Source organism: Chitinophaga agrisoli (genome assembly GCF_008386695.1).
GTDB lineage: Bacteria > Bacteroidota > Bacteroidia > Chitinophagales > Chitinophagaceae > Chitinophaga > Chitinophaga agrisoli.
Genome location: NZ_VUOC01000114.1, coordinates 1 through 254 on the forward strand (window position 1 = coordinate 1; position 254 = coordinate 254).

At 53.5% G+C, this 254-nt stretch carries 1 protein-coding gene; it reads right to left on the reverse strand.

Annotation, left to right across the window (positions count from 1 at the left end; genetic code table 11):
* On the reverse strand, window positions 1–228 hold a 228-nt coding region (locus tag F0L74_RS32985; protein WP_149842244.1), incomplete at its 3' end, for a trypsin inhibitor-like cysteine-rich domain-containing protein.
* Between the last annotated feature and the right edge of the window lie 26 nt (window positions 229–254).

The following is a 254-nucleotide window of genomic DNA, read 5'->3' on the forward strand; positions in this document are numbered from 1 at the left end:
GGGCACACATTTTCTGTCCGCGTTGAAGACTAAGCCGTCGTTACAGTGGCAGGTTTGAATGAGGGCGCCGACGCAAGCGGTGTTAGTCAGGTACGGGTCGTCGCAGGTCCTCACGCAGGGGTCATCAGTCCAATGGGCATTTTCAGGGCATCCATATTCGGTAGTGCTGGCCTCGAGAGCCATCACGGCGACAATCAGGAACACGATAAAGTATTGTTTGGCGGCCATCTTCGTGATATTTTTCAGACTACAGC